This is a genomic window from Motiliproteus sp. SC1-56 (assembly GCF_017309075.1).
Taxonomy (GTDB): domain Bacteria; phylum Pseudomonadota; class Gammaproteobacteria; order Pseudomonadales; family Balneatricaceae; genus Motiliproteus.
Window position 1 is genome coordinate 16020 of the sequence record NZ_JAEMGS010000012.1, and the last position, 21998, is coordinate 38017.

Annotated in this window: 16 protein-coding genes; 10 read left to right on the forward strand and 6 right to left on the reverse strand. The window is 60.9% G+C overall.

From position 1 onward, the window contains the following. Positions 1-46: 46 nt before the first annotated feature. Positions 47-460, reverse strand: coding sequence for a thioesterase family protein (locus JGZ97_RS13585; RefSeq protein ID WP_207063188.1), 414 nt, complete (start codon positions 458-460; stop codon positions 47-49). A 211-nt stretch (positions 461-671) separates the two neighbouring features. On the opposite strand from JGZ97_RS13585, the gene JGZ97_RS13590 reads away from it, so the two are divergent. The 10 genes from JGZ97_RS13590 to JGZ97_RS13635 all read left to right on the forward strand — a co-directional run bounded on the left by JGZ97_RS13590 (position 672) and on the right by JGZ97_RS13635 (position 14548). Beyond that, a complete protein-coding gene (locus JGZ97_RS13590; RefSeq protein ID WP_207063189.1) occupies positions 672-1490 on the forward strand; it encodes a helix-turn-helix domain-containing protein in 819 nt (272 codons plus the stop codon). 4 nt (positions 1491-1494) lie between these two features. Further along, positions 1495-2280, forward strand: a complete 786-nt coding sequence (locus JGZ97_RS13595) for a helix-turn-helix domain-containing protein (protein ID WP_207063190.1) — start codon at positions 1495-1497, stop codon at positions 2278-2280. Between the two features lie 294 nt (positions 2281-2574). Further along, positions 2575-3729, forward strand: a complete 1155-nt coding sequence (locus tag JGZ97_RS13600; RefSeq protein ID WP_207063191.1) for an ABC transporter substrate-binding protein — start codon at positions 2575-2577, stop codon at positions 3727-3729. A gap of 84 nt (positions 3730-3813) precedes the next feature. Next, positions 3814-4689, forward strand: a complete 876-nt coding sequence (locus JGZ97_RS13605; protein ID WP_207063192.1) for a branched-chain amino acid ABC transporter permease — start codon at positions 3814-3816, stop codon at positions 4687-4689. After that, positions 4686-5687 carry a branched-chain amino acid ABC transporter permease gene (locus tag JGZ97_RS13610; RefSeq protein WP_207063193.1) on the forward strand — a complete coding sequence of 334 codons (1002 nt, stop codon included), beginning with the start codon at positions 4686-4688 and terminating at the stop codon, positions 5685-5687. Before JGZ97_RS13605 ends, JGZ97_RS13610 begins: the two co-directional genes overlap by 4 nt. After that, on the forward strand, positions 5684-6445 hold the full coding sequence (locus JGZ97_RS13615; RefSeq protein ID WP_207063194.1) for an ABC transporter ATP-binding protein: 762 nt from the start codon (positions 5684-5686) through the stop codon (positions 6443-6445). Before JGZ97_RS13610 ends, JGZ97_RS13615 begins: the two co-directional genes overlap by 4 nt. Further along, positions 6445-7209, forward strand: coding sequence for an ABC transporter ATP-binding protein (locus tag JGZ97_RS13620; protein WP_207063195.1), 765 nt, complete (start codon positions 6445-6447; stop codon positions 7207-7209). Before JGZ97_RS13615 ends, JGZ97_RS13620 begins: the two co-directional genes overlap by 1 nt. Positions 7210-7237: 28 nt before the next feature. After that, positions 7238-7900, forward strand: a complete 663-nt coding sequence (locus JGZ97_RS13625) for a CBS and ACT domain-containing protein (protein WP_207063196.1) — start codon at positions 7238-7240, stop codon at positions 7898-7900. A 640-nt stretch (positions 7901-8540) separates the two neighbouring features. Continuing rightward, the gene (locus JGZ97_RS13630; protein ID WP_207063197.1) at positions 8541-13724 is read left to right on the forward strand and encodes a tandem-95 repeat protein; all 5184 of its coding nucleotides are present in this window, start codon (positions 8541-8543) and stop codon (positions 13722-13724) included. Between the two features lie 17 nt (positions 13725-13741). Further along, entirely contained in the window at positions 13742-14548 is an 807-nt protein-coding gene (locus JGZ97_RS13635) for a hypothetical protein (protein WP_207063198.1), read from the forward strand. A 593-nt stretch (positions 14549-15141) separates the two neighbouring features. Here JGZ97_RS13635 and JGZ97_RS13640 read toward each other — a convergent pair. From JGZ97_RS13640 to JGZ97_RS13660, 5 genes are all read right to left on the reverse strand, one after another. After that, positions 15142-16167, reverse strand: a complete 1026-nt coding sequence (locus JGZ97_RS13640; RefSeq protein WP_207063199.1) for an archaeosortase/exosortase family protein — start codon at positions 16165-16167, stop codon at positions 15142-15144. A gap of 613 nt (positions 16168-16780) precedes the next feature. Further along, positions 16781-17560 carry an alpha/beta fold hydrolase gene (locus tag JGZ97_RS13645; protein WP_207063200.1) on the reverse strand — a complete coding sequence of 260 codons (780 nt, stop codon included), beginning with the start codon at positions 17558-17560 and terminating at the stop codon, positions 16781-16783. 173 nt (positions 17561-17733) lie between these two features. Beyond that, a complete protein-coding gene (locus JGZ97_RS13650) occupies positions 17734-18594 on the reverse strand; it encodes a DmsC/YnfH family molybdoenzyme membrane anchor subunit (RefSeq protein WP_207063201.1) in 861 nt (286 codons plus the stop codon). Then, on the reverse strand, positions 18581-19240 hold the full coding sequence (locus JGZ97_RS13655; protein WP_207063202.1) for a 4Fe-4S dicluster domain-containing protein: 660 nt from the start codon (positions 19238-19240) through the stop codon (positions 18581-18583). Before JGZ97_RS13655 ends, JGZ97_RS13650 begins: the two co-directional genes overlap by 14 nt. Further along, positions 19237-21984: a molybdopterin-dependent oxidoreductase gene (locus JGZ97_RS13660; RefSeq protein ID WP_207063203.1), complete on the reverse strand. Its 2748-nt coding sequence runs from the start codon at positions 21982-21984 to the stop codon at positions 19237-19239. The genes JGZ97_RS13655 and JGZ97_RS13660 overlap by 4 nt, the downstream gene beginning before the upstream one ends. Positions 21985-21998 lie beyond the last annotated feature (14 nt).

Genomic DNA, 21998 nt, shown 5'->3' on the forward strand with positions numbered 1-21998 from the left:
GCAGCCTGCGCTGCGCTCACGCCGGGACAACGGCTACCGGTGGGATCTAAGCCGGCAGCGCGGCAACCTTGGCCGCTTTGGCTTGCAGGCGCTGGGCGGTCTGCTGCACATCCACCACGAAGCGGTTGTGTTTGCCCATGGCGACTTTTTCCAGGGGATCGCTGACCAGGATATCGAAACTGACCGCGCGTCCTTTCACCTCGGTGACGGTGACCTGGATATCGACCCACATGCCTTCCAGGGTGGCGCCGATGTGATCCAGCTCGATACGGGTGCCCACCGAGTCCTCGCCGGGGTCGGAGAATTCCAAGAGCAAGTCGCGGCAGGCCATCTCGATGTCGTAGAGCAGGTTGGGGGTGGAGTAGACGCGTCCCTCGTCACCCATGAATTCGATGGTGCGGTCGCGATCGACGTGGACGCGGCAGGTTGAGGTGGTGCCGGTGGTAAGCGTGTCCTTCACAGTCGTGCCCTCTTTTATTCTTGTTGGCAGGGTCGGTGGCCGACGTTCGAATCCAGGAACGGAGGCGACGCGGCTTATGCTGTTTAATGCACGTTAATAAATTGTGTGTTTTATAGTGCATACTCGTTTCCGGTGTTGCAATATAAACGGAACGGCAATGTTCCATCAGGTGGAACTGGCAGCGGGGCGGCTTGACCCAGGGAGGAGCGGTATGGAGACGGTAATTCGGGCGCTGGCCCGGGGGCTAGAGCTGATCGAGCATCTGCAGGACCACTCACCGGCCTCGCTGGCCGCGCTTCACGCGGACCTGGGGTTGCCCAAGGTGACCTTGTTGCGGCTGTTGCACACCTTGCAGGAGGAGGGCTGGGTCTATCGCAGCCTCGGGGATGACCGCTACCGCCTCTCCTGTCATCTGCAGCACATCGGCGACAACCTGGTGATGGTGGACGCCCTGGTCGAGGCCGCCGGGCCGGTGCTGGATAGTCTGCAATACACCCTGGGATGCCCCTGCGAGGTGGCCGTGCGCAAGGGGTTGAGCATGGAAATCGTGGAGACCACCGGCAAAAAATCCCGGGTGGGTACGCTGCTCAAGGGGGTGGAGGAGCGCCCCTCCTTGCTCTCATCTGCCGTGGGCCAGGCCTATGTCGCCTTCTGTTCCCAGACCGAGCGGGAGGAGATTCTGGAGCGGCTGGCCCGGCTGCCGGGGGAGCCGGGCCGGCTCGCCCGCGACAGCGAGCGGGTGGCGCAGGCGCTGGAGGCCGTGCGCCGGCGCGGCTACGGGGAGCAGCAGGCAGCGGATGCGGAGCCGGGCTGGATCATCGCCGTGCCGGTGTTTGTGGAGGGGCGCATCAAGGCCTGTATCAGCCTGCACGGTGTGGGCTCGGCGGCAGCCGGTCAGTCGCCCGGTGAGCGCTTTTATTCAAGGCTCGAGGTCGCCGCCCGCACCCTGTCCTGGGAAGTGGAGGCGGCCTGCTACGGGGAGCAAGTCCTGGCGCAAGGGGCGCAGGCTCTGGGGCAAGGGGAGGGGTGACCAAATGGAAAAGAAAATTCGCGTACTCTCCCGTGGTTTGCAGATCATCGAGTGCCTGGGTAGCGAGAGCCGGGTCTCGCTGGCGCAGCTGAACCGGGTGACCGGGCTGCCCAAGAGCACACTGCTGCGGATTCTGCATACCCTTCAGGTGCTGGGCTGGGTCTACCGCAGCCGTCGTGACGACTGTTACCGGCTCTCCTACCGGCTGCAAGGACTCGGGGATGGTTTGCTGGCCGCCGATGCCCTGGCCGAAGCCTCCGGTCCGATTCTCGACGAGCTGCAGCGCCGCCTCTTCTGGCCTTCCTACCTGGCGGTGCGCCGGGGCCTGGCCATGGAAGTGGTGGAACGCACCCGCACCAAGCGGGTGCTGGTGGTGAACCCCGAGGTGCTGGGGGTGCGGGCGGAGATGCTGCGTTCAGCCATCGGCCACGCCTACCTGGGCCACTGCAGCGAGACCGAGCGTGAGGAGATTCTGGAGCGCCTGGCCAGCGGGGGCGGCGAAGCGGGGCGCCTGGCGCGGGACCGGATCTGGGTGGAGGAGACCCTGGCCCAGGTCCGTAAACGCGGCTACGGGCGACGTGAGCCCAACCAGTGGCCGGCTCCGGCCACGGATCTCTGCGCCATTGCGGTGCCGGTTTTCGTGCAGGGCCGGGTCAAGGCCTGTCTTAACCTGGTCTGGCCGGAGGGCGCGGTCGAATCCGGGCGGGAACGCACCCATCTCTTCCCCCAGTTGCGCGCGGCGGCTGACCGCCTGGCCGAGGCCCTTGAGCAAAGCGCGCTCGCCTTCTGAGAACACCCCGCCCCCTTCAAGCCCTGTTCCCCGCGTCGACCCGCTTTACGCGGGGAAATCGCGCTGCGCATGGGATATGTCAACGCATGCCGGCATGGAATTCCGCCTAGTGGAATAGTGCACGGAAGGCGCCTTCACTTTATTTAAAGCCTGATGCACTATAAATCACGTTGCGCACCGTATTGGTCAGAAGGACCTGTCTCAAAGAGGAGGTTTTGAAAAGGTTCTGAATTATATTTCCTGTTTCGAGTTGTATTACAAAAATAAATAACCACTCAAGTAAGGATTAGAATCATGAGAAAGCCCAGCAAGTGCCTGATCGGGATGGCGGCTGCCGCCATGACTACCACCCTGGTTGTGTCCCCGACCCAGGCCGCCAGCGACGCGATCAAGGTCGGCACCTTTCTAGCCGTGACCGGACCGGCCTCCTTCCTGGGGGACCCGGAGCTGAAAACCCTGCAGCTCTATATTGACGAGGTGAACGCCCAGGGCGGCGTGGATGGCCGTCCCGTGGAGCTGATTCACTACGATACCGGCGGCAACGCCAAAAAGGCCGTTAGCTTCGCCAAGCGGCTGATCAAGAACGACAAGGTGGATGTCATCGTTGGGGGCTCCACCTCGGGCAGCACCCTGGCTGCGATGCCAGAGATCTCCAAGTCCGGCGTGCCCTTCATCTCCCTGGCGGGCTCGGTGAAGATCATCGACCCGGTCGACAAGTGGACCTTCAAAACCCCCCACACCGACCGCATGGCAGCGGCCAAGGTGTTTGACGACATGCGCAAGCGTGGCATCAGCAAGGTGGCCTTGATCAGCGGCGACGGCGGCTTCGGCAAGTCCGGCCGGGCCCAGTCCCTGGCGCTGGCGTCGGAATATGGCATCGAGATCGTGGCAGACGAGTCCTACGGTAGCAAGGACACCGACATGACCACCCAGCTGACCAAGATCCGCGCCACCGGCGCCGAGGCGATCCTCAATTTCGGTTTCGGTTCGGGGCCGGCCATCGTCACCAAGAATATTCGCCAGCTGGGCATCGAGTTGCCGGTCTACCAGTCCCACGGCGTCGCTTCCAAGAAATACATCGAGCTGGCCGGTGATGCCGCCGAAGGGGTGCGCCTGCCTGCCGCCGCACTGCTGGTGGCCGACAAGCTTGATGACGGTGACGCCCAGAAACCGGTGTTGATCTCCTACAAGACCAACTACGAATCCAAGCACGGCCCGGTCTCCACCTTTGGTGGGCACGCCTACGACGGACTCAAAATCGCCCTGGAGGCGATCGACCGCGCCGACTCCACCGACAAGGAGCGGGTGCGCAGCGAGATCGAGGCAACCCAGGGCTTCGTCGGTACCGGCGGCATCTTCAACATGAGCCAGAACGACCACCTGGGGCTGGACCAGAACGCGTTTCGGATGCTGGAAATCCGCAACGGGGACTGGGTGCTGGTGGATTAACACCGGCGCGCTTCTTCTCAGCGACAACCTGAACGCCGCTTCTGCCCCCGAGCGCGGAAGCGGTTGCCGGGTGGGGTAAGGCTTATGTTTGATCAGATCATCCAGTTTCTGGTGACCGGCCTTTCGGTCGGCTCCACCTATGCCCTGGTGGGCTTGGGGTTCGCCATCATCTACAACGCCTCGGGGGTGGTGAATTTCGCCCAGGGGGAGTTCGTGATGCTGGGGGCGATGTCGGCCATCGGCCTGCTGGCGGCCGGGGTTCCCTATCCCCTGGCGCTGTTGGTGGCCATCGCAATCGTTACCCTGGTGGGGCTTGCCCTCAACCGCTTTGCCATTGAGCCGGCGCGGGGAGCGTCGGTGGTTGCCACCATCATCATCACCATCGGCGCCTCGATCTTCCTGCGCGGCGCCGCGCTGCTGATCTGGGGTAAAGACATTTTCAGCATGGCGCCGTTTTCCGGCAGCGAGCCGATCGAAATCGGCAGCGCCACGGTGGTGCCCCAGAACCTCTGGATCATGGGGGTCACGGTGGGCCTGGTGCTGCTGGTGCGCTACTTCTTTGACCGCACCCTGCTGGGCAAGGCCATTCTCGCCTGCTCCTGCAACCAGACCGCGGCCCAGCTGGTGGGGGTCAACGTCAAGCTGATGCTGCTGACCTCCTACGGGCTCTCTGCCGCCATCGGTGCCATCGCGGGACTGTTGATTGCGCCCATCGCCTTCACCTCCTTTGACGCCGGCACCATGCTCGGTCTCAAGGGCTTCTCAGCGGCGATTCTCGGCGGTATGGGCAGCTCCATGGGCGCCGTGGCGGGCGGCCTGGTGCTGGGGCTGCTGGAGTCCCTCGGCGCCGGACTGATCTCTTCCGGCTACAAGGACGCCATGGCCTTCGTGATCATCCTGGCGGTGCTCTTCTTCCGGCCCAGCGGGCTCTTCGGACACAAATCGGTGGATCGCGTATGAAACGTCTCGGCGGATTTTACAGCTATGCGGCCCTGGTGGTGTTGCTGCCGGTGTTCTTTCCGGAGAACTACTTCGTCACCGTGGTGGGGGCCACCATCCTGCTCAACGTCATTCTGGCGGTGGGGCTGAATCTCTTTATCGGTTACGCGGGGCAGATTTCCCTGGGCCACGCTGCCTTTTTCGGCATCGGCGCCTACAGCTCGGCGATCCTGACCACCCGCTTCGGCTGGAGCCCCTGGCTGGCTATGGTGGCGGGGCTGGCGCTGGTCTATCTGATCGCCAACCTGGTGTCGCGGCCGATTCTCAAGCTCAAGGGGCACTACCTGGCGATGGCGACCCTGGGGTTCGGCATCATCGTCAATATCATTCTGGTGCAGGAGGCCCGGTGGACCGGCGGCCCTGACGGGTTGGGGGATATTCCCACCCTCTCGCTGTTCGGTTTTGAGATCGACAGCGACCTGCGCTGGTACGGCCTGATCGCGGCGGTGTCGCTGATGGTGGTGCTGATCTCGCTGAATATCATCGACTCCCGGGCGGGGCGCGAACTGCGGGCGGTGCACGGCTCCGAGTTCGCCGCTCAGATGATGGGGGTGAACACGGTGCGCACCCGCACCAATGTCTTCGTGCTCTCGGCGATGCTCGCTTCCCTGGCGGGAAGCCTGTTCGCCCACCAGCAGGCCTTCGTCAGCCCCGAATCCTTCGGTTTCTTCTTCTCCATCGAGATCGTCACCATGGTGGTCCTGGGCGGCATGGCCTCAACCTTCGGCGCGGTGTTCGGCGCCATCGCCCTGACGCTGCTACCGGAGCTGCTGGTGGTGTTCGAGGATTACGAAATGCTGATTTTCGGCGCCATCCTCATGGGCGTCATGATTTTCATGCCCCAGGGGCTTTTTGTTGCCATCGCCCGCTGGCTGCGGCCGCGGCTCAAGCAGTTGCGGCCGCCGGGGCTGGCACCCAAGCCGCTGGCCAGCCGGGAAAAACTGGAGTGTGACCTATGAATATTCTCGAGGCGGCGCACCTGGACAAGTATTTCGGCGGTGTGGCGGCGGTCACCGACTTGAGCTTCCAGGTGCCCAAGGGCTCCATCTATTCGGTGATCGGTCCCAACGGGGCCGGCAAGACCACCCTGTTCAACATGCTCTGCGGTTACTACGTCCCCAACGGCGGCTCCATCACGTTTGCCGGCAAGGAGCTGGTGGGGCTGGAAACCCACGAGATCGCGGCCCGGGGGATCTCCCGCACTTTCCAGAACCTGCAGGTGTTCTACAACATGACGGTGCTGGAGAACGTGATGGTCGGCTGCCATTTGCGCACCCACACCGGGCTGATCAAGGCGGCATTGCGCCTGCCGTCGGTGGTGCGCGAGGAGCGCCGGGTGCGGGAGTGGTCGATGGAGGCGCTGGAACTCTGTGGCCTGGAGCACCTGGCCGAGCGAGAGGCGGGCGCGCTGCCTTACGGTGAGCTCAAGCGCCTGGAAATCGCCCGGGCCCTGGCCTCGGCGCCGGAGTTCCTGGCCATGGACGAACCGGCGGCGGGGCTCAACGACACCGAGACGCTGGAGATGCGGGCGCTGATCCAGCGCCTCAAGGGGCGCGGCATCACGATCCTGCTGGTGGAGCACAACATGGGGCTGGTGATGGAGGTCTCCGACCGGGTGCTGGTACTGGGCTTTGGCAGCCTGCTGGCCGAGGGCACCCCCGAGGAGGTGCAGAACAACCCGGATGTGATCAAGGCCTACCTGGGGGAGGAAGTCTGATGGGCGCTGAATCGTTATCCCGCGAATCGGCGGCCGCCGTCGAGAACCCGGCCCCGGCCCTGGCGGTGCGCGGCCTTTGCAGCCACTACGGCCCGGTGCAGGCGATTGCCGATATTGACCTTGACGTCTACCCCGGCGAGCTGGTGACCATTGTCGGGGCCAACGGGGCGGGCAAGACCACCCTGCTCCACACTCTTTCCGGGGTACAGGCTGCCAGCGGCGGCAGCGTCACCTTTGACGGCAGCGACATCACCAATCGGCCGGCCCACCGCATCACCGCCCGCGGCATCTGCCACTCGCCCGAGGGGCGCCAGGTGTTCGCCCCCCTGAGCGTGGAGGACAACCTGCTGCTGGGCGCCTTCGCCCGCCGCGAGGACAAAGCGGCGATTCAGGCGGAAATAGCGCACATCTACGGCCTCTTCCCGGTACTTGAAGAGAAGCGGGCCCTGGCGGCCGGCACGCTCTCCGGGGGCCAGCAGCAGATGCTGGCAATCGGCCGGGCGCTCATGGGACGGCCCAAGCTGTTGTTGCTGGACGAACCCTCCATGGGCCTTTCGCCGCTTTTGGTCAGCGAGATCTTCCGGGTGATTCGGGAGCTCAATGACCAAGGGGTGACCATTTTGCTGGTGGAGCAGAATGCCCGTGCCGCGCTGCAGATTGCGGATCGGGGATATGTATTGGAGTCGGGGCGGGTGGCGCTTTGTGCCTCGGCCGCCGAATTGCTGCAAGACGAGTCCGTGCGAAAAGCTTACCTGGGGCACTGAGTCCCCGCCCGATAAGAGGATTGAGCCGATGTATGTGGAAACGATCATGACCACCGAGGTGCTGACGGTGGAGGAAGGGACCCGAATGAGCCACCTGGCGGGGCTGATGCAGGCCCGGCGCATTCGCCATATGCCCGTCGTGGACGGCGACGGGGCGCTCAAGGGAATCATCTCCCACCGCGACGTGCAGAAAGCCTCGCCATCGGATATCACCACCCTCTCCACCGGTGAGGTCAACTACCTGCTGTCGCAGCTCACCGCCAAGGACATCATGCACCGCAGTGTCACCACCTGCACGCCGGATACCCTGGTCGAGGATGCCGCCTGCCTGATGCGCGAGCAGACCATCGGCTGCCTGCCGGTGGTGAAGGAAGGGAAACTGGTGGGGATTCTCACCGGGGTGGACCTGCTCGACTTCTTCTTGGATATCACCGGCTGTCGCAGCAAGGATGCGTCACGCATCTGCATCCGCCTCGAAGACCGCCAGGGAGTGTTGTCCAAACTGCTGGGCTGTCTCAGCGAGCTGGGCGGCTACGTGGTGAGTGTAATGACCCCCCAGAACCAGTCGCCGGGTGTGGGGCTGGAGCGGCAGGTGATTGTCCGCTACCGGGCGGATAACCCCCGCGAACTGAATCGCCAGCTGCAGGAGCGGGGGTACGAGTTGCTCAGCGCAGAGCTTCCCGAGGGCTGAGAGTTACGGCCTCCTTCCCGCTTTTCCGGGGCGGTTGCCCCCGCCCTGAGCGGGGCAACCGCCCCCGTCCCCAAAAAACATCTTCATACCCTGGCTTTATGGAGGTGGGACGGTTTGGTGAAAGTCAGTCCGTTGGACACCCGCAGTCAGGTGTTTTGATGCCCTGCTGGTCGTGACCAACCAATGCCGGCTTATGGCCACCATTTCGGACCGTTAGATGTTGCGGATATTTGCTAACAGGAATGAGAGACAGCTCGCCAAAAGCGGACGCTTTTTTCCGCGGCTTGTGCTCGTTACGGGCACTTTGCCGTCATCGGCAACGTGAATCGATGGGAACAGGGTGATCTTAGCGTATGCGCCCAAAGCGCCACATTTAACACCTTGAATGACAATATCTTTCTACCTCTCTTCCCATTTATGAGAAATTCCCCCTCGTGCTTCCGAGCAGCGGTCCAGCAAAGATACTGGCGGGCTCTCGCACCAAGATCTACAAGGCATTGATTTTAATGTGTTTGCAGCCGAAAATTAGCCGCCAAGAGAGCACTCGGTTAATGCTGGTGTAAATATTGCCTTCAATTAGTAGGGATTCTAGTCGCTTGCGGCAGGCACAGGTCTTTTCTTAATAAAGGGAACTTAATCAGTGAATATCCAAGTTGTCTCAAAAATGACCTCAAGATCTCATCAATCAGTTTCCGTTCTCTCTTTTTTTGCGCTGCTATTCAACTCAGTCAATGCCGTCCGCGGCTGGCTTGCCCAACGGCCATTCAGGGGAAGGGTCTCGGGTTTTGCCAACGCCGCATTGGCACTGACCCTTGCCCTTGGCCTGCTGTTTCCTGCCGGTTCTGCCTATGCAGCGACGGTCACAGTCCTGCCGAATGCAAAGAATGGAAGTGACAGTAGCGGCGAGAATCTCAGCGAGATAACAACGCAAAATGGCCCTGGCAGTCCGTCCAATGTGCAATTGCAGGCAAACAATGACGGTATGTACACGCTCGGGGATGGTGGTGGTCGAATGTATCTGGACGGCTTCGATACGTCCGCCCTTAGCGGGACGATCACTGCCGTGACGCTTCATCTGAGATATGCGGTATCGAACGTCGACAAAAACTATGAAGGCACCAATAGAGTTCGATGGAGGTTACAGGGCGGGACGTTCGCGAATACGACAATACAGCCCACGAGTATAAGCGGCTGGAGCTCAGATCAGACCTACAACCTCTACGCTCAGGGGGTGGATACGATCGCCGAGATTCAGACGCTGGATATCGACTTTACCAATAACGATGGTCGCAAGGAGGCCGTTCACTTCGACTACCTCTGGCTTGAGGTTACCTATACGGAGCCCAACAGTGCGCCGACCTTGACGACGATCACGACGTTGACCGGTGCGACGGAGGACACGGGCTTTGCCATCAGCTACGCGGACCTGGCAGCAGCGGCCAATGAAGCCGATGCTGATGGTGATACCGTCAATTTCCGAATTGAAGCGATCAGTACCGGCACGTTGACCCACAGTGTGGGTGGGGCGGTTGTGGCGGGTACGACCCTCCTCGAGGCGGGCGAGACGCTGACCTGGACCCCGGCTTCGAACGCGAACGGCAGCGCTCTGAATGCCTTCACTGTGGTTGCGCATGATGGCACGACGGTCTCGTCACCCGCCGTCCAGGTGAAGGTCGATGTCGCAGCGGCGAATGATACCCCGACGTTGACGACGATCTCGACGTTGAGCGGAGCGACCGAGGACACGGCCTTTGCCATCAGCTATGCGGACCTGGCAGCAGCGGCCAATGAAGCCGATGTTGATGGTGATACCGTCAATTTCCGGGTTGAGGCAATCAGTACCGGCACGTTGACCCACAGTGTGGATGGGGCGGTCGTGGTGGGCACCACCCTTCTGGAGGCGGGTGAGACGCTGACCTGGACTCCGGATGCGAACGCCAATGGCAATGGTCTGAATGCCTTCACGGTGGTTTCGCATGACGGCACCACGGTCTCGTCACCCGCCGTTCAGGTGAAGGTCGATGTCGGTGCGGTGAACGATGTACCGACGATCTCGGCGATCTCGGATCCAGTGGCCTTTGCTGAAGATGGGAATACCGGACCGCTGTCGTTCACGGTCGATGAAGGAGGCGGCACGCCGGAGGACAGTCAGACGCTGACGGTGACAGCGACCAGTAATAACACCACGCTGGTGCCGAACAATGCAGCGAATATAACGATCGCGTACTCGGACAACGGTGCGGCATCAGCCGATGCGTTGACACCAACGATCACGATCACGCCGGCGGCCAACGAAAGTGGCACGGCAACGATCACGGTGACGGTTCAAGACAATGGTGGCGGTACGGATACCGTCACCGAACAGTTCACGGTGACGGTCAATGCGGTGAACGATGCACCGACGATCACGACGATCACGAATCAAACCATTGCTGAAGATGGGAATACCGGACCGCTGTCGTTCACGGTCGATGAAGGAGGCGGCACGCCGGAGGACAGTCAGACGCTGACGGTGACAGCGACCAGTAATAACACCACGCTGGTGCCGAACAATGCAGCGAATGTAACGATCGCGTACTCGGACAACGGTGCGGCATCAGCCGATGCGTTGACACCAACGATTACGATCACGCCGGCGGCCAACGAAAGTGGCACGGCAACTATCACGGTGACGGTTCAAGACAATGGTGGCGGTACGGATACCGTCACCGAACAGTTCACGGTGACGGTCAGTGCGGTAGATGATCCGTCAACTCTGACGATGTCCCAGCCAAGTGGTCAAACTGTTACTCCCGGAACCTTCAATATCACCTACACGCTGAGTGACCCAGAAGGGGTTGCGACAGTCAGTTTCTTTTATGACACCACCGGGTCCGGATTCAGCGGCACGCCCATCGGCGGTTGTGCGGACCAAGTTGCCGGTACCGACCAGATCTGTGCGTGGGACACCAGCGGCCTGTCGGTCGGTACCTACCATGTCTACGGCGTGCCCTCCGATTCCGGATCGAGTGCCTACTCGGCGGGGACACTGACAATTACCGCTGTAGATGATCCGTCAACGCTGACTATATCCCAGCCAAGTGGTCAAACTGTTGCACACGCAACCCCCTCTTTTGATATCACCTATACGCTGAGTGATCCGGAAGGGGTTGCGGAAGTTAATTTCTATTATGACACCACCGGGGCGGGATTCAGCGGCACGGCCATCACCGGTTGTCTGAACCAGGTTGCAGGTACCAACCTGACCTGTACGTGGGATACCAGCGGTCTGCCGGGCGGTACCTACCATGTCTACGGCGTGCCCTCGGATTCCGGATCGAGTGCCTACTCGGCGGGAGCCCTGACGATTCTTCCCAATGTTACTCCGAGCATTACCAGTAGTGCCGCCACGACAGCAACCGAAGATATCCAGTACACCTACGGCCCGACAGTCAGCGATTCGGATGGTCCGGGGGCAACCTGGTCGAAGCTGGGCGGTGATACCTGCCCGACTAGTACCATCAATAGCAGCACGGGTGCCTACGCCTTTACCGCAGCCGGGCCTAATCCGATCAGCAGCTGCACGTTGTCGATCCAGGTCTGTGATGGTGGTAATCCAAACGAGTGTGCTAGTGAGACGGTAACGGTTAATGTTTCCGCAGTGAACGATCCACCCACGATTACCTCCACCGCCTCGACGTCGGCGACCGAAGATATCCAGTACATCTACAACGCGACATTCAGCGATCCTGAGAATCAAGGGGGAACCTGGTCGAAGTTAGGCGGTGATACCTGCCCGAGCAGTACAATCAATAGCAGCACCGGTGCCTACGCCTTTACCGCGGCCGGACCGAATCCGATCAGCAGCTGTACGCTGTCGATCCAGGTTTGTGACGGTGGTGTGCCGAGTGAGTGTGCTAGCGAGACGGTAACGGTTAACGTGACCGCAGTGAACGATCCACCAACGATTACCTCGACTGCCCCGACGTCGGCGACCGAGGATACTCTTTACAGCTATACACCTGCTGTAAACGATCCGGACGGTCCTGCGACCAACTGGACAGTTCGCGGAACCGATACCTGTGGAGGTTCGTTCACCGGTGGTACTTACAATTTTACCCCGGCCGGTCCGACGCCACCGGCGAACTGTCAGCTCGATATCCAACTCTGTGATGGGGGCAGTCCGGACCTGTGTACGACAGAAACGCGTACAGTGACCATTACCGCTGTAGATGATCCGTCAACGCTGACTGTATCTCAGCCAAGTGGTCAAACTGTTACAGCCGGAACCTTTTTCAATATCACCTACACGCTGAGTGACCCGGAAGGGAGTGCGACAGTCACTTTCCGTTATGACACCAGCGGGTCCGGATTCAACGGCACGCTCATCAGCGATTGTGTAAACCAGGTTGCCGGTACCAACCAGACCTGTACGTGGGACACCAGCGGCATGCCGGAGGGTACCTACCATGTCTTCGGCGTGCCTTCCGATTCCGGATTAAGCGCCTACTCGGCGGGGCAGATCACCATCACCCCCAACAGCGCGGCGACACTGGTGGTGAACCAGCCCGACGGCGCGGGTGACACGATCGCCGAGGGCGGCAGCTTCACGATCCACTACGACCTGTCGGACAGTGACAGCGTGACGACGGTCGCGTTCTTCTACGATGCCAACAACAGCGGCGCCGACGGCACGCCCATCGATGGTTGCGGAGCCGAGCCGGAAGCGGCGGGCGGGACCTGCGTCTGGAATACCAGCGGTGTCGAACCGGGCAGCTACTACGTCTACGGCACGACCATCGGTGACGGGGCGAGCGCAGCGACGGTCTACTCGTCGGGCGTGGTGACGATCAACGCAGCGCCTTTGAATTACGCATCCGGTGATGACGGCACCAGCCCCGGGAGCGGAGATAGTATTCCCGGGGTCTCCAGAAGCGGCGGCGGTGACGACAGCAATAACTACCAGAGCGGCAAGCTGAAGATAAACGTCGAATACGAGTTCAGAGTCGACTTCATCGACGACTCGGGAGAGTCACCCGTGGTCGAGCCGAGGCTTTACATTGCGCACAGGGACTCTCCCACGGAGGGCCCGGGCGGGGATTTCTTTGCCTACCCGCTTGTCTGTACCGGGGTGACATGGGGCACCGGTAAGACATGCACCACCAAGATGAAACTCGGCCCGGCCGCTTCTCACAAGTTCTACTTTTACGCTGAGAAGAGCGATGGCACGGTTATACGTAAACCATCGAGCGGATATGCTGATGGGCCGGCGATACAGTTGATAGACGGTTACTCTTTGGTGGGCGTGTCAAGGGATATCGACAGCTCAAACTACGATGGCATTGCCGCTTTTAACAGTTCAGAGACCTATGGTTGGGTCTCCGCAGGTTTAGATACCGCCTTCGGCGCCACTTTCAACGGAAACTATGTGCCAGTCACAAGTTTCGGCAATCCGGCTGAAACCGGGAGAGGGTACTATGCATATCAGTGGGGCGATACGCTGCCTCAGCTTGAATCCAACCCCGATGTGACGGCCGCGTCTCATGCCATTACCCTCCAGGCGGGCTGGAACATCATCAGCAATCCTTATAACGGCAATGTGAAGTTGCATGATGTCCAGATAAGGCAGAACGGTGGCGCGACGGAACTCTGGTTGGATGCTGCCGGCACCCCGAACGAATGGATAGAGCCGGCCATATATTACTACCAGGGCAGGGAGTGGGGAGGCACCCATACATCGGAATTCGGTCCTGGAGCGGAGCTTGTTCCATGGATGGGCTACTGGATGTACGTAAAAGACGACATAAACAGTTACGAACTGATCATAACCAAACCTGCCCAGTAGTGATGGGGTACATAGCGATGATTACGATGAGAGGATCAATGGCGCGGATGTTTCTTGCGGTGCTTCTTGCATGGAGTGCATCGATACCTGCTTCGGCAGAAGAGTGGGAGGTAGAAATAGTCGCATCAACCCCCGATGGAGCAGAGAATAGCCTCCACTTCGGCCAAAAGCCGGATGCCACTGACGGCTATGACAGCCGATACGAAGTGCGAGCAATGCTGGGTGGCGATATCGAGGCTTCCTTCCCGCATGCGGAATGGGATGTTTTAGCCGAGCATTTCTGGCGCGACATCAAGGCAGCGGACCAGACGAAGTCATGGGTTTTCGAAGTGAATACTGCCCTTAGTGGGACTGAGACAACGCTCAAATGGGATCCATTGAAGCTCCCTGAAGGCTATGTCGTAGAACTCACTGATATGGCCCAGCACACTGTTATCGATATGACTTCCCAGAGTGAACATCACTTCTCCACGTATGGTGGGCCGAGACAGTTTACCATTAACACCAAAGCGCCTGATATGGCGGTGTTCCTGAAGTCGCCCTCCGGTCTTGAGGCTGCATGGGGTGAAAACAATGCGGTAATTCACCTTATCTGGACTGACAACTCGGAAGGCGAGTCGGGATTCAGGCTGGAGCGCAAGGTACCTGGAGAGCAGTGGACCTTGGTCGCCTTGCTCGATGCGAATACAACGGCTTACAGCGACGACACCCTAGCCCCCCTCACGGGCGGGAAGAAGAACAACGAGGTAATATTTCTTTACCGGGTGAAAGCGTACAATAGCCTGACTGAATCTGAATTCAGCAATACAAAACCGATCAAGTGAGGCGTTTCGCATGACACAAGGGCCGGGGCTTTACATTTTATTCAAGAGAACAGTGTCTGTCTGTTTTGTGTCTCTGATCTGCAGTTTCCTCCTGATCGAAGGCGCCTGGGCACAAACGCCTCCTCCTCCTCCGCCTGATCCTGTAGTTCCTGCAGGTGGCCCGTGGGGTTATCTGTCGCTTATTGCGGCAATTGCAGCGTATGCCGGATGGTCTAAGAAGAGGTCTAAGAAGAGCTCCAAGAAGCATCCTCCAGAGGACGAGCGTTAGCAGAACAGGGTTATCGGCGAGCTATTAACCTGGTGGCCAAATAGATATCCATACCGATTTGGCCATCGCCCTCTAAAGCTGGCGCAACTGCGCGAAGTTGCTGGCTTTCGAGGGCTCGCATTAGCCTCACGGCTAATGTTGACTCATCCATGAGTCAAACTATTAACCCACGGGTTAATAACCGCAGTTCGGCGCAGGCAACCGACTGCGCCTGAATTCTAAATTTGATCCTGAATACAATTCGCCCCGGAGTTTGTCGCTATTGAGGCGCCTTCCGGCGCCGACACCTTGCCCCTGTGACGGGTGGCTACAGCCAGCTTGAAATCTACCGCTCTTTCCTCAACCACGCCCATTTATTGGTGGACATGAGCGCCCAGAGCAATACTGGAATCGTGATAGAGTAAATTCTCATCAAAAGCAGCGTGTTGGTAGAGAGTTCACTCTCAATACTGACACCCTGGATAACAAGGTAGCCGACGACCATAGCGAAGATCAGATGTACAAGCCATAGAACGCCCAAACCACAAACGAGTTTCACTGCTAAACGCCCTATATCGTTTGCCTTCGCCGAGGCAATCGTGAGAGCGAAGAAAATAGATGAGTCGAAAATATCGACTGAGATGGGGAACGTCACGAAGCCCCCTAAATGATGGTAGGTTATCGCTTCATTTGCCGCTGTAACGGAGAAATAGCTGCTGCTTAAGAAGGCGTTAAATGCCCATTCGGAGACGCTGGCTAAAACATTTAAATAGAATCCCATCACAAGCCAAAGTCCTAAAATCGCAATGATCGATACAAAAATGGCCACACTGCAAAACGTCAGCAATGTTTTGCTGGCGGAAGGCCCCTGGTTCCATGAGAGCCATATGAAGAAGACAGCTATGGCAAATACGCCCTGCCACAGATAAGTGTGCATGAAATTGAAGATCGCGGGGAAATTCGCACCTGTAACGCCGAGGACAGCTATTCTCAGAACATTTAAGAAAATGATGATCACGCCGCCCGCCAAAATTCCCTTGATTTTGTGGCTGATATTGTGGGGCGGAGAGGTGATAACAGCTACAGAAAATATCAACAGAAAATAAAACGCCGTGCATTCTGGGTCGATAAGCATCTTGAAACCGGAGACTGTCACTGTCGCAAAAGTGTCTTCGTAGATGACAGGAACGCCGAAGGGTTTCAGTAAAACAACGACGAGAGAGCCCGTAAGGTCGATTAATCCGCCTATGAATAATCCGAATAAAGAGAAGACAGGGAGTAGACCGAGTGCGAGAAAAAGCGCACTAAGCAGCACCAAAAAACGGAAAGAAAACCTATAAGCGCTGATGGTTGAGTATTTCTCTTGAGCCAATCCAGATATCTCCATTAAATCTACAGCTAGTTGTAATAGTGTCACCTGGGGTCAAAAAAACCAGATAATTATAGCATAATTAAATGGGGGTTGCCTAGATGGAGCTAGCGCTGGACCAGCAGAAATGCTTAATTTTCAATATGCGCTTCCGAATTATTATTCCTGCGATATGGATTCTGAAACAATAAAACCTAAGGTAGTTCCCTCCGCAAAAGGTGTCGCTTGCTTAAACAAAGAAATGAAACCATCGCTGCAGTACGGAGGGGAATTTACTTTTATTATTCAGGGAAGGACGGCGTACTGATTGGGAGTTTCACTATTGATAGAAATGATTGTGGGTTGGGTCTCACATTTTCCTAACAGGTAAATGCCGCCGGCGCAAAAAACACGCGGCTGGTTAGGGAACCTACGACCTAGCCCTGTCTTCTGAGACGTTTTGCTGCTCAAGCAGCATTTGCGGCCTAATTGTCCGCTATTTGACTATTTTTTATCGCTTGTATGCCGATCTCTCAGCATACAGACGTACTCGCCCTACGCGCTGAGCATCTGACTTGGAGCGTACAGTTTTTGACCGTCGCCAGTGCTCCGGTACGCCCCGCGATGGTGTCTCGCCTTAGGTCAGCAGCTCGGCACAGGCCACGGGGTGGCTGGTCACCATAAAGTGGCTGGCCCCCTCAATCACGGCCTGGCGACTGTCGGGAATCAGCCGGTGCAGGTGATGGCCGATGGCCTGGGCGGCGGGGTGGGACTCGCTGCCCCACACCACCCGGGTTGGCACGGCAAGGCGGGTAATCGCATCGGCATCGTAGTCACCGCGGGTACAGATGTCCCAGTGACGCAGGTTGTTGCGCGCCAGCTTAGACAACGCCGGCCTGACGTGTTCGGGCAGGGCGTCGAAGGCGCCGGGGCCCCCCCAGAACTCCAGCACCTGTCCCCAGGCGTCCGCTACCTCGGCGGCACTGTCCCGCCGGTAGCCGGCCACGAACTGCGCTACATCCCGCGCCCGCGGATCCCCCACAGCGTCCAGTACCCAGGCAGCCACCGGCTCGAATAGGGTTAGCGCCGACAGCGGCAGGTTGCCCTTGAGGGCCTGCGCCAGGGCCACCACCCCGCCGTAGGAGTGCCCCACCAGGTGGATGGGCTGGTCGGTGAGTTCGGTCACCACCCGTTCAATCAGTGCCAGTTCGGTATTGATATCGGGGGCGGCGAAATCCCCGGGGTCGGCTGTGCCGCCGTGGCCGGGCAGGTTGATGGCGATGCAGTGGCGGTGGGGCGCGAGACGGGTGACGATTTTGCGCCAGGTGGCGGTGTTGGCGAAGGAGCCGTGAATAAAGACCATGGGCGCGCCCTGGCCGGACTGCTCGACGTAGGGGGGCGCGGACGTTATGGACATGCTGGGACTCCTGTTCTGCACAGGGGGCATTCAAACCTGAAGGAGAGCGGGGCGCAATCGGATAAAGGTGCACATCGAAGGGAACAAAAAGGCGACGGGGCTGGCCCGTCGCAACTACCCAAGGCGGCTAATCTACCTTCACGGGAAGGTCGCCATCATGGAAAACAGCGAACTCAGGCCGCAGAGGGTGTGCGTCGCGGCGCACGCTGACCTCGCACCGGCTGGTGCTGCAGGCGAAAGCCCTGGGTGAAGGCCGCCTTGCGGATCAGGGTGTATTTCATCGCTGCTCCTGCGCCCACGGCCAGTAACCCGGCCACCAGTGCGATCTCGGGCCGCAGGGTCGCCAGCAGCAACAGCACCGCCGGCAGCAGGTGACCCAGCCCCAGGAAGGTGGTGTCGATGCTGGCCAGGGTCTTCTGGCTGGGCAGAGGCGCCCGCTGCTCCTTGAGTCCCTCGCGGTAGCGTCGCCAGCTCCAGGCGCGCAGGCCCAGGAGCAGCAAGAGGGCGGCGGCGACGGGGACCAGCGGGCCGCCCACAAAGGCCAGCAGCACCAGCAGCAGGGCGCAGCCCTCGGTCAGCCCGGTGACGATCAGCAGCTGGGCGCAACGGGGGTGTCGCCAGGCGGGAATCCCCTTGTCGGCCCTGAGTATGCGCGACTGGCTGAAGAGAAACGCACCGGCCAGCAGGGCGGTGGGCCACACCAGGGCGGGCTGGAACAGCCAGGCGGCGGCGCCGCTGAGAAACAGCAGGGGGGCGACCAGGGCCTCGCGGGACATCCAGGAGGTGGCGAGGTGCTTGAAGACGTTGAGCGCACGCCAGGGGCGGCCGATCTCCAGCCAGACGCAGAACAGCCCGGCGGCCACCAGCGCCAGCCCCAGCAGGACCAGCGGCAGGCTCTCGGCCCCCAGGGGGCCGGCCAGGGTAGCGCTGACCACCAGGCCGCTGCCCGCGCCGCCGCAGATAAAGTTGCCGGCGGCGCGCCAGTCCCAGTTGCGTTGAACTTTGGAGGAGAAGCGTGGGTTAGCGGTTTTCATCGGCTTGGTCCCATATGTAGTAGACGCCGGGGCCGGTGCCCAGCTCTTCGTTCTGACGGAAGCTTTGGGTCTGGCGCAACAGGGTTGAAAGACGGCTCTCGGGGTCGTCCAGGTCGCCGAACACCAGGGCGCCGGAGATACAGGAGTTGACGCAGGCGGGGGTCACCTCGGGGTCTTCGCCCGGTGTCTGGCCGGTCTCCCGGGCCAGGTCGATGCGCTCGATGCAGAAGGTGCACTTGGTGGCGACGTTGATACGGTCGGGGTCGTGCAGTTTCAGCTCGTTGGGCATGGGTTTGTCGCCGTAGGCGAACTGCGCCTCGTGGACGATGGAGCGCGCCTCGAAGGGGCAGGCCATGACGCAGTTGGCGCAGCCGATGCAGAGTTCGTAGTCGATGCTGACCAGGCCGTCGTCGCGTTTCTGGGTGGCGGTGGTGGGGCACACCTCCTCGCAGGCCGGCGTGTCGCAGTGCATGCAGGCCACGGGCATAAAGCTGCGGCGCACGTCCGGAAATTCGCCGGTCTCGACGTCCAGCACCCGGCGCCACTGCACGCCGGGCGGGGTGCCGTTCTTTTGCTTGCAGACCGCGCTGCAGGTCTGGCATCCGGCGCAGCGGCGCAGGTCCACCGCCATGGCGTAACGGGTCATCGGGCTTCTCCTTCCACTTTGGCGATGGCAACGCGCACGATGTCAGCACCGGAGCCCGTGGCATCGGTGAGCTCCAGGGACATGGGCGCGATGGTGTTGAGGCTGGGCATCTGCAGATCTTTGGCGTAGGGGGTGGCCCAGTGGTCGAACTGGCCCACGATCACCAGGGTGTCGGGGCGTACCCCCTGCACCAGCTCGGCGCGGCCGTAGGTGACGCCGATATGGGAGCGGATCGCGACCCGGTCGCCATGCCCGATACCCAGGCGTTCGGCGCTGTCGGCGTTCATGATCACGCCGGTGTGGCCGCGCACGTTCTGCGACACCTCCCGCATCAGCTGAATGCTGACGTTGGCCCCGGTGTGGTACTGCATGCTCTTGGTGGCCAGCAGCCAGAAGGGGTAGTCGTTAGGGTCGGCGCCCTCGCTCTTCAGCGCGGTTTCCCAGCGCCCGGGGATGTCGTGCCACTCGGGCAGGGCGCTGTACTCGGACAGCTGCTTGTCCCACCAGGCGATGTTCTTCTCGTGGAGGCGGTTGCCCAGCTCCTTGCCGATGCGCAGCAGCCGCTCCTGGTAGGGCATCTCGTAGCGCAGCCCCTGGGCCTCCATGGTCGGGTGCAGGTACCAGCTGTGCTGGGGAATGGGCTGAAGGTCCAGGCCGTGCTCCTGGAACCAAGCCAGGTCCTTGACCCCATCACTGCCGTTGAGCTGGGCGCTGGCCGCCTTGCAGACCGCGTCCCAGATGGTGTCCGGTTCGTGGACCTGGGACTCGTCGAGGCTGAAATCGTAGTCCTCGCTCTTGAGCGGGGCGATGCCGCCGGCGCCCCGGTTGAGGGCCTTGTTGTACTTTTCCAGCAGCCCGGTGCGTTTGGCCAGCTGGGTGGAGATCCAGGTGAAGTCCTTGGCCTCGCCCTGGGGCTCCACCACCTTCTGGCGCAGGATGCTGCCCTTGTGGCGCCAGAACTGCTCGACAAACTTGGTGCCGCCGATGGGGATCAGCTGGTTGGCTTCCAGGTCGGTGGCGTCGGGGAGCAGCAGGTCGGCCATCCAGTTGGTTTCATCCAGGGTGTAGGCGAACGCCACGGTGTAGGGCAGATCGGCGATGGACTCGGTCAGGCTGCGGGTGTTCCAGAAGGAGATGGCCGGGTTGGAGCGGAACACGAACCAGATATCGGGCTTGGTGGGCTCGGGCATGTTCCACCCCTCGGGGCGCTCCTTCTGGAACATCCAGGCCAGTTGGGTCGGCCCCAGGGCCTGGCTCCAGGCGGAGTTGCCGACGATGGGCACCAGGGTTGTGTGGGCGTTGCGGCCGATGGGCTGGGCCACCCAGTGCTCCTTGTCGGTGGGGTTGAGCTTCTGGGCCATGAAACCGTCGACCCCGGGCTTGATGCTCTTGAGCCGGTCCTCGTGGGGGCGGTTGAGCCGCACCGTGGTGCCCAGGGTGCCACCGGGGGTTTCCAGGGCGCCAACCAGCACCGCCAGCAGGGTGCGGGCCCAGCAGCACTCGTAGGCGCCCCAGCCGTTGTTGACCGACTTGCCCAGGGTCACCGCCACGGGGCGGTAGGGCAGGGTGAGGCCGTCCACTTCCAGGGTCTCCCCCACGCAGGCGTTATCCAGGTACTCCGAGGCCAGCCGGCGGATGGTCTCGGCGGGCACATCGCAGATGGCCTCGGCCCACTCCGGGGTGTAGTCGGCCATGTGCGCCGTCAGTTTGCTGAAGCCGGTGGTGCCGGTGACCTCCTGCAGGTGGTGGTGCTGCTCGTCGGCATCGACACTGAGCGCCTGGGCCACCGTGAAGCTGCCCTCAAGCGCGGGCTTGACGCCTGAGGTGTCAAAGGGGACGGCCCGCTGGGTTTCGTCGTCCCACACCAAGGGTTTGGCGCTCTCGGGGTCGCGCAGGTAAAGCCCGTCCGGCCCCACCAGGTAGGGGGAGGCGGTGCGCTCGCGCAGGAACGCGATGTCCAGCCGCTCGCGTTTGGCTTCATGGAGCAGGCAGTGGATCAGGGTGAACAGGAAGGCGGCGTCCGTCTTGGGGCGGATCGGCACCCACTCCGCGGCGGTGGCCCCGGTGATCGACTGGTGGGGCTCCACCTGCACCCGCTTGTAGCCCCGCACCCGGGCGTCGGCGTGGCGGGCGATGGCGCAGGGGCCGCCGCTGGCATCCACGTTGCTGCCCATGGAGAGCACAAACCGGGTGTGGGGGGTGTCGGCCGCCACGGTGAAGGCCCGGTGCCAGAATTCGCCGTAGAGGTGCTCGGAGTGGACGCACTTGACCCCCTGTCCCGAGCCGAAGCTGAAGTCGATGGGACCCCAGGCGGCCAGGAAGGCGGGGAAGGTGCCCATGTAGTACATGGGGGTGCCGCCGTGGCCGAAGGTGGCGGCGGTACGCGGCAGGCCCGCCTCGTCCAGCAGTCCCTTGTCGCGGATGGTCTGCAGCTTGTCGCAGAGCAGGGTCAGGGCCTCGTCCCAGGAGATGGGCACGAACCCCGGGTCCTCCTTCATCCCCTTGTTGGGGTTGGTGCGCTTCATGGGCTGCAGGATGCGGTTGGGGTTGTAGGTTTTCTGGATCAGGCCGTAGGCCTTGACGCAGGGACGCCCCCGGCCGGGATGGCTGTCGCAGGTGTCGAAATTGGGGGTCACCTGGGTGGCGACCCCGTCGACCACTTCCACTTTCATCGGGTCGGGGCCGGCCACGCAGTTGTAGCAGTAGGTGGGTACCGCCCGGGTGTTGGCGTTGGCGCTTTTCATGCTGGTTTCCTTCT

Bases quoted from the DNA above. Each gene is read 5' to 3' on its own strand.
- JGZ97_RS13650 (WP_207063201.1), bottom strand. From the start codon at position 18,594: ATGAAAACCGCTAACCCACGCTTCTCCTCCAAAGTTCAACGCAACTGG.
- JGZ97_RS13655 (WP_207063202.1), bottom strand. From the start codon at position 19,240: ATGACCCGTTACGCCATGGCGGTGGACCTGCGCCGCTGCGCCGGATGC.
- JGZ97_RS13620 (WP_207063195.1), top strand. From the start codon at position 6,445: ATGGGCGCTGAATCGTTATCCCGCGAATCGGCGGCCGCCGTCGAGAAC.
- JGZ97_RS13610 (WP_207063193.1), top strand. From the start codon at position 4,686: ATGAAACGTCTCGGCGGATTTTACAGCTATGCGGCCCTGGTGGTGTTG.
- JGZ97_RS13660 (WP_207063203.1), bottom strand. From the start codon at position 21,984: ATGAAAAGCGCCAACGCCAACACCCGGGCGGTACCCACCTACTGCTAC.
- JGZ97_RS13635 (WP_207063198.1), top strand. From the start codon at position 13,742: ATGATTACGATGAGAGGATCAATGGCGCGGATGTTTCTTGCGGTGCTT.
- JGZ97_RS13595 (WP_207063190.1), top strand. From the start codon at position 1,495: ATGGAAAAGAAAATTCGCGTACTCTCCCGTGGTTTGCAGATCATCGAG.
- JGZ97_RS13605 (WP_207063192.1), top strand. From the start codon at position 3,814: ATGTTTGATCAGATCATCCAGTTTCTGGTGACCGGCCTTTCGGTCGGC.
- JGZ97_RS13600 (WP_207063191.1), top strand. From the start codon at position 2,575: ATGAGAAAGCCCAGCAAGTGCCTGATCGGGATGGCGGCTGCCGCCATG.
- JGZ97_RS13645 (WP_207063200.1), bottom strand. From the start codon at position 17,560: ATGTCCATAACGTCCGCGCCCCCCTACGTCGAGCAGTCCGGCCAGGGC.
- JGZ97_RS13590 (WP_207063189.1), top strand. From the start codon at position 672: ATGGAGACGGTAATTCGGGCGCTGGCCCGGGGGCTAGAGCTGATCGAG.
- JGZ97_RS13615 (WP_207063194.1), top strand. From the start codon at position 5,684: ATGAATATTCTCGAGGCGGCGCACCTGGACAAGTATTTCGGCGGTGTG.
- JGZ97_RS13625 (WP_207063196.1), top strand. From the start codon at position 7,238: ATGTATGTGGAAACGATCATGACCACCGAGGTGCTGACGGTGGAGGAA.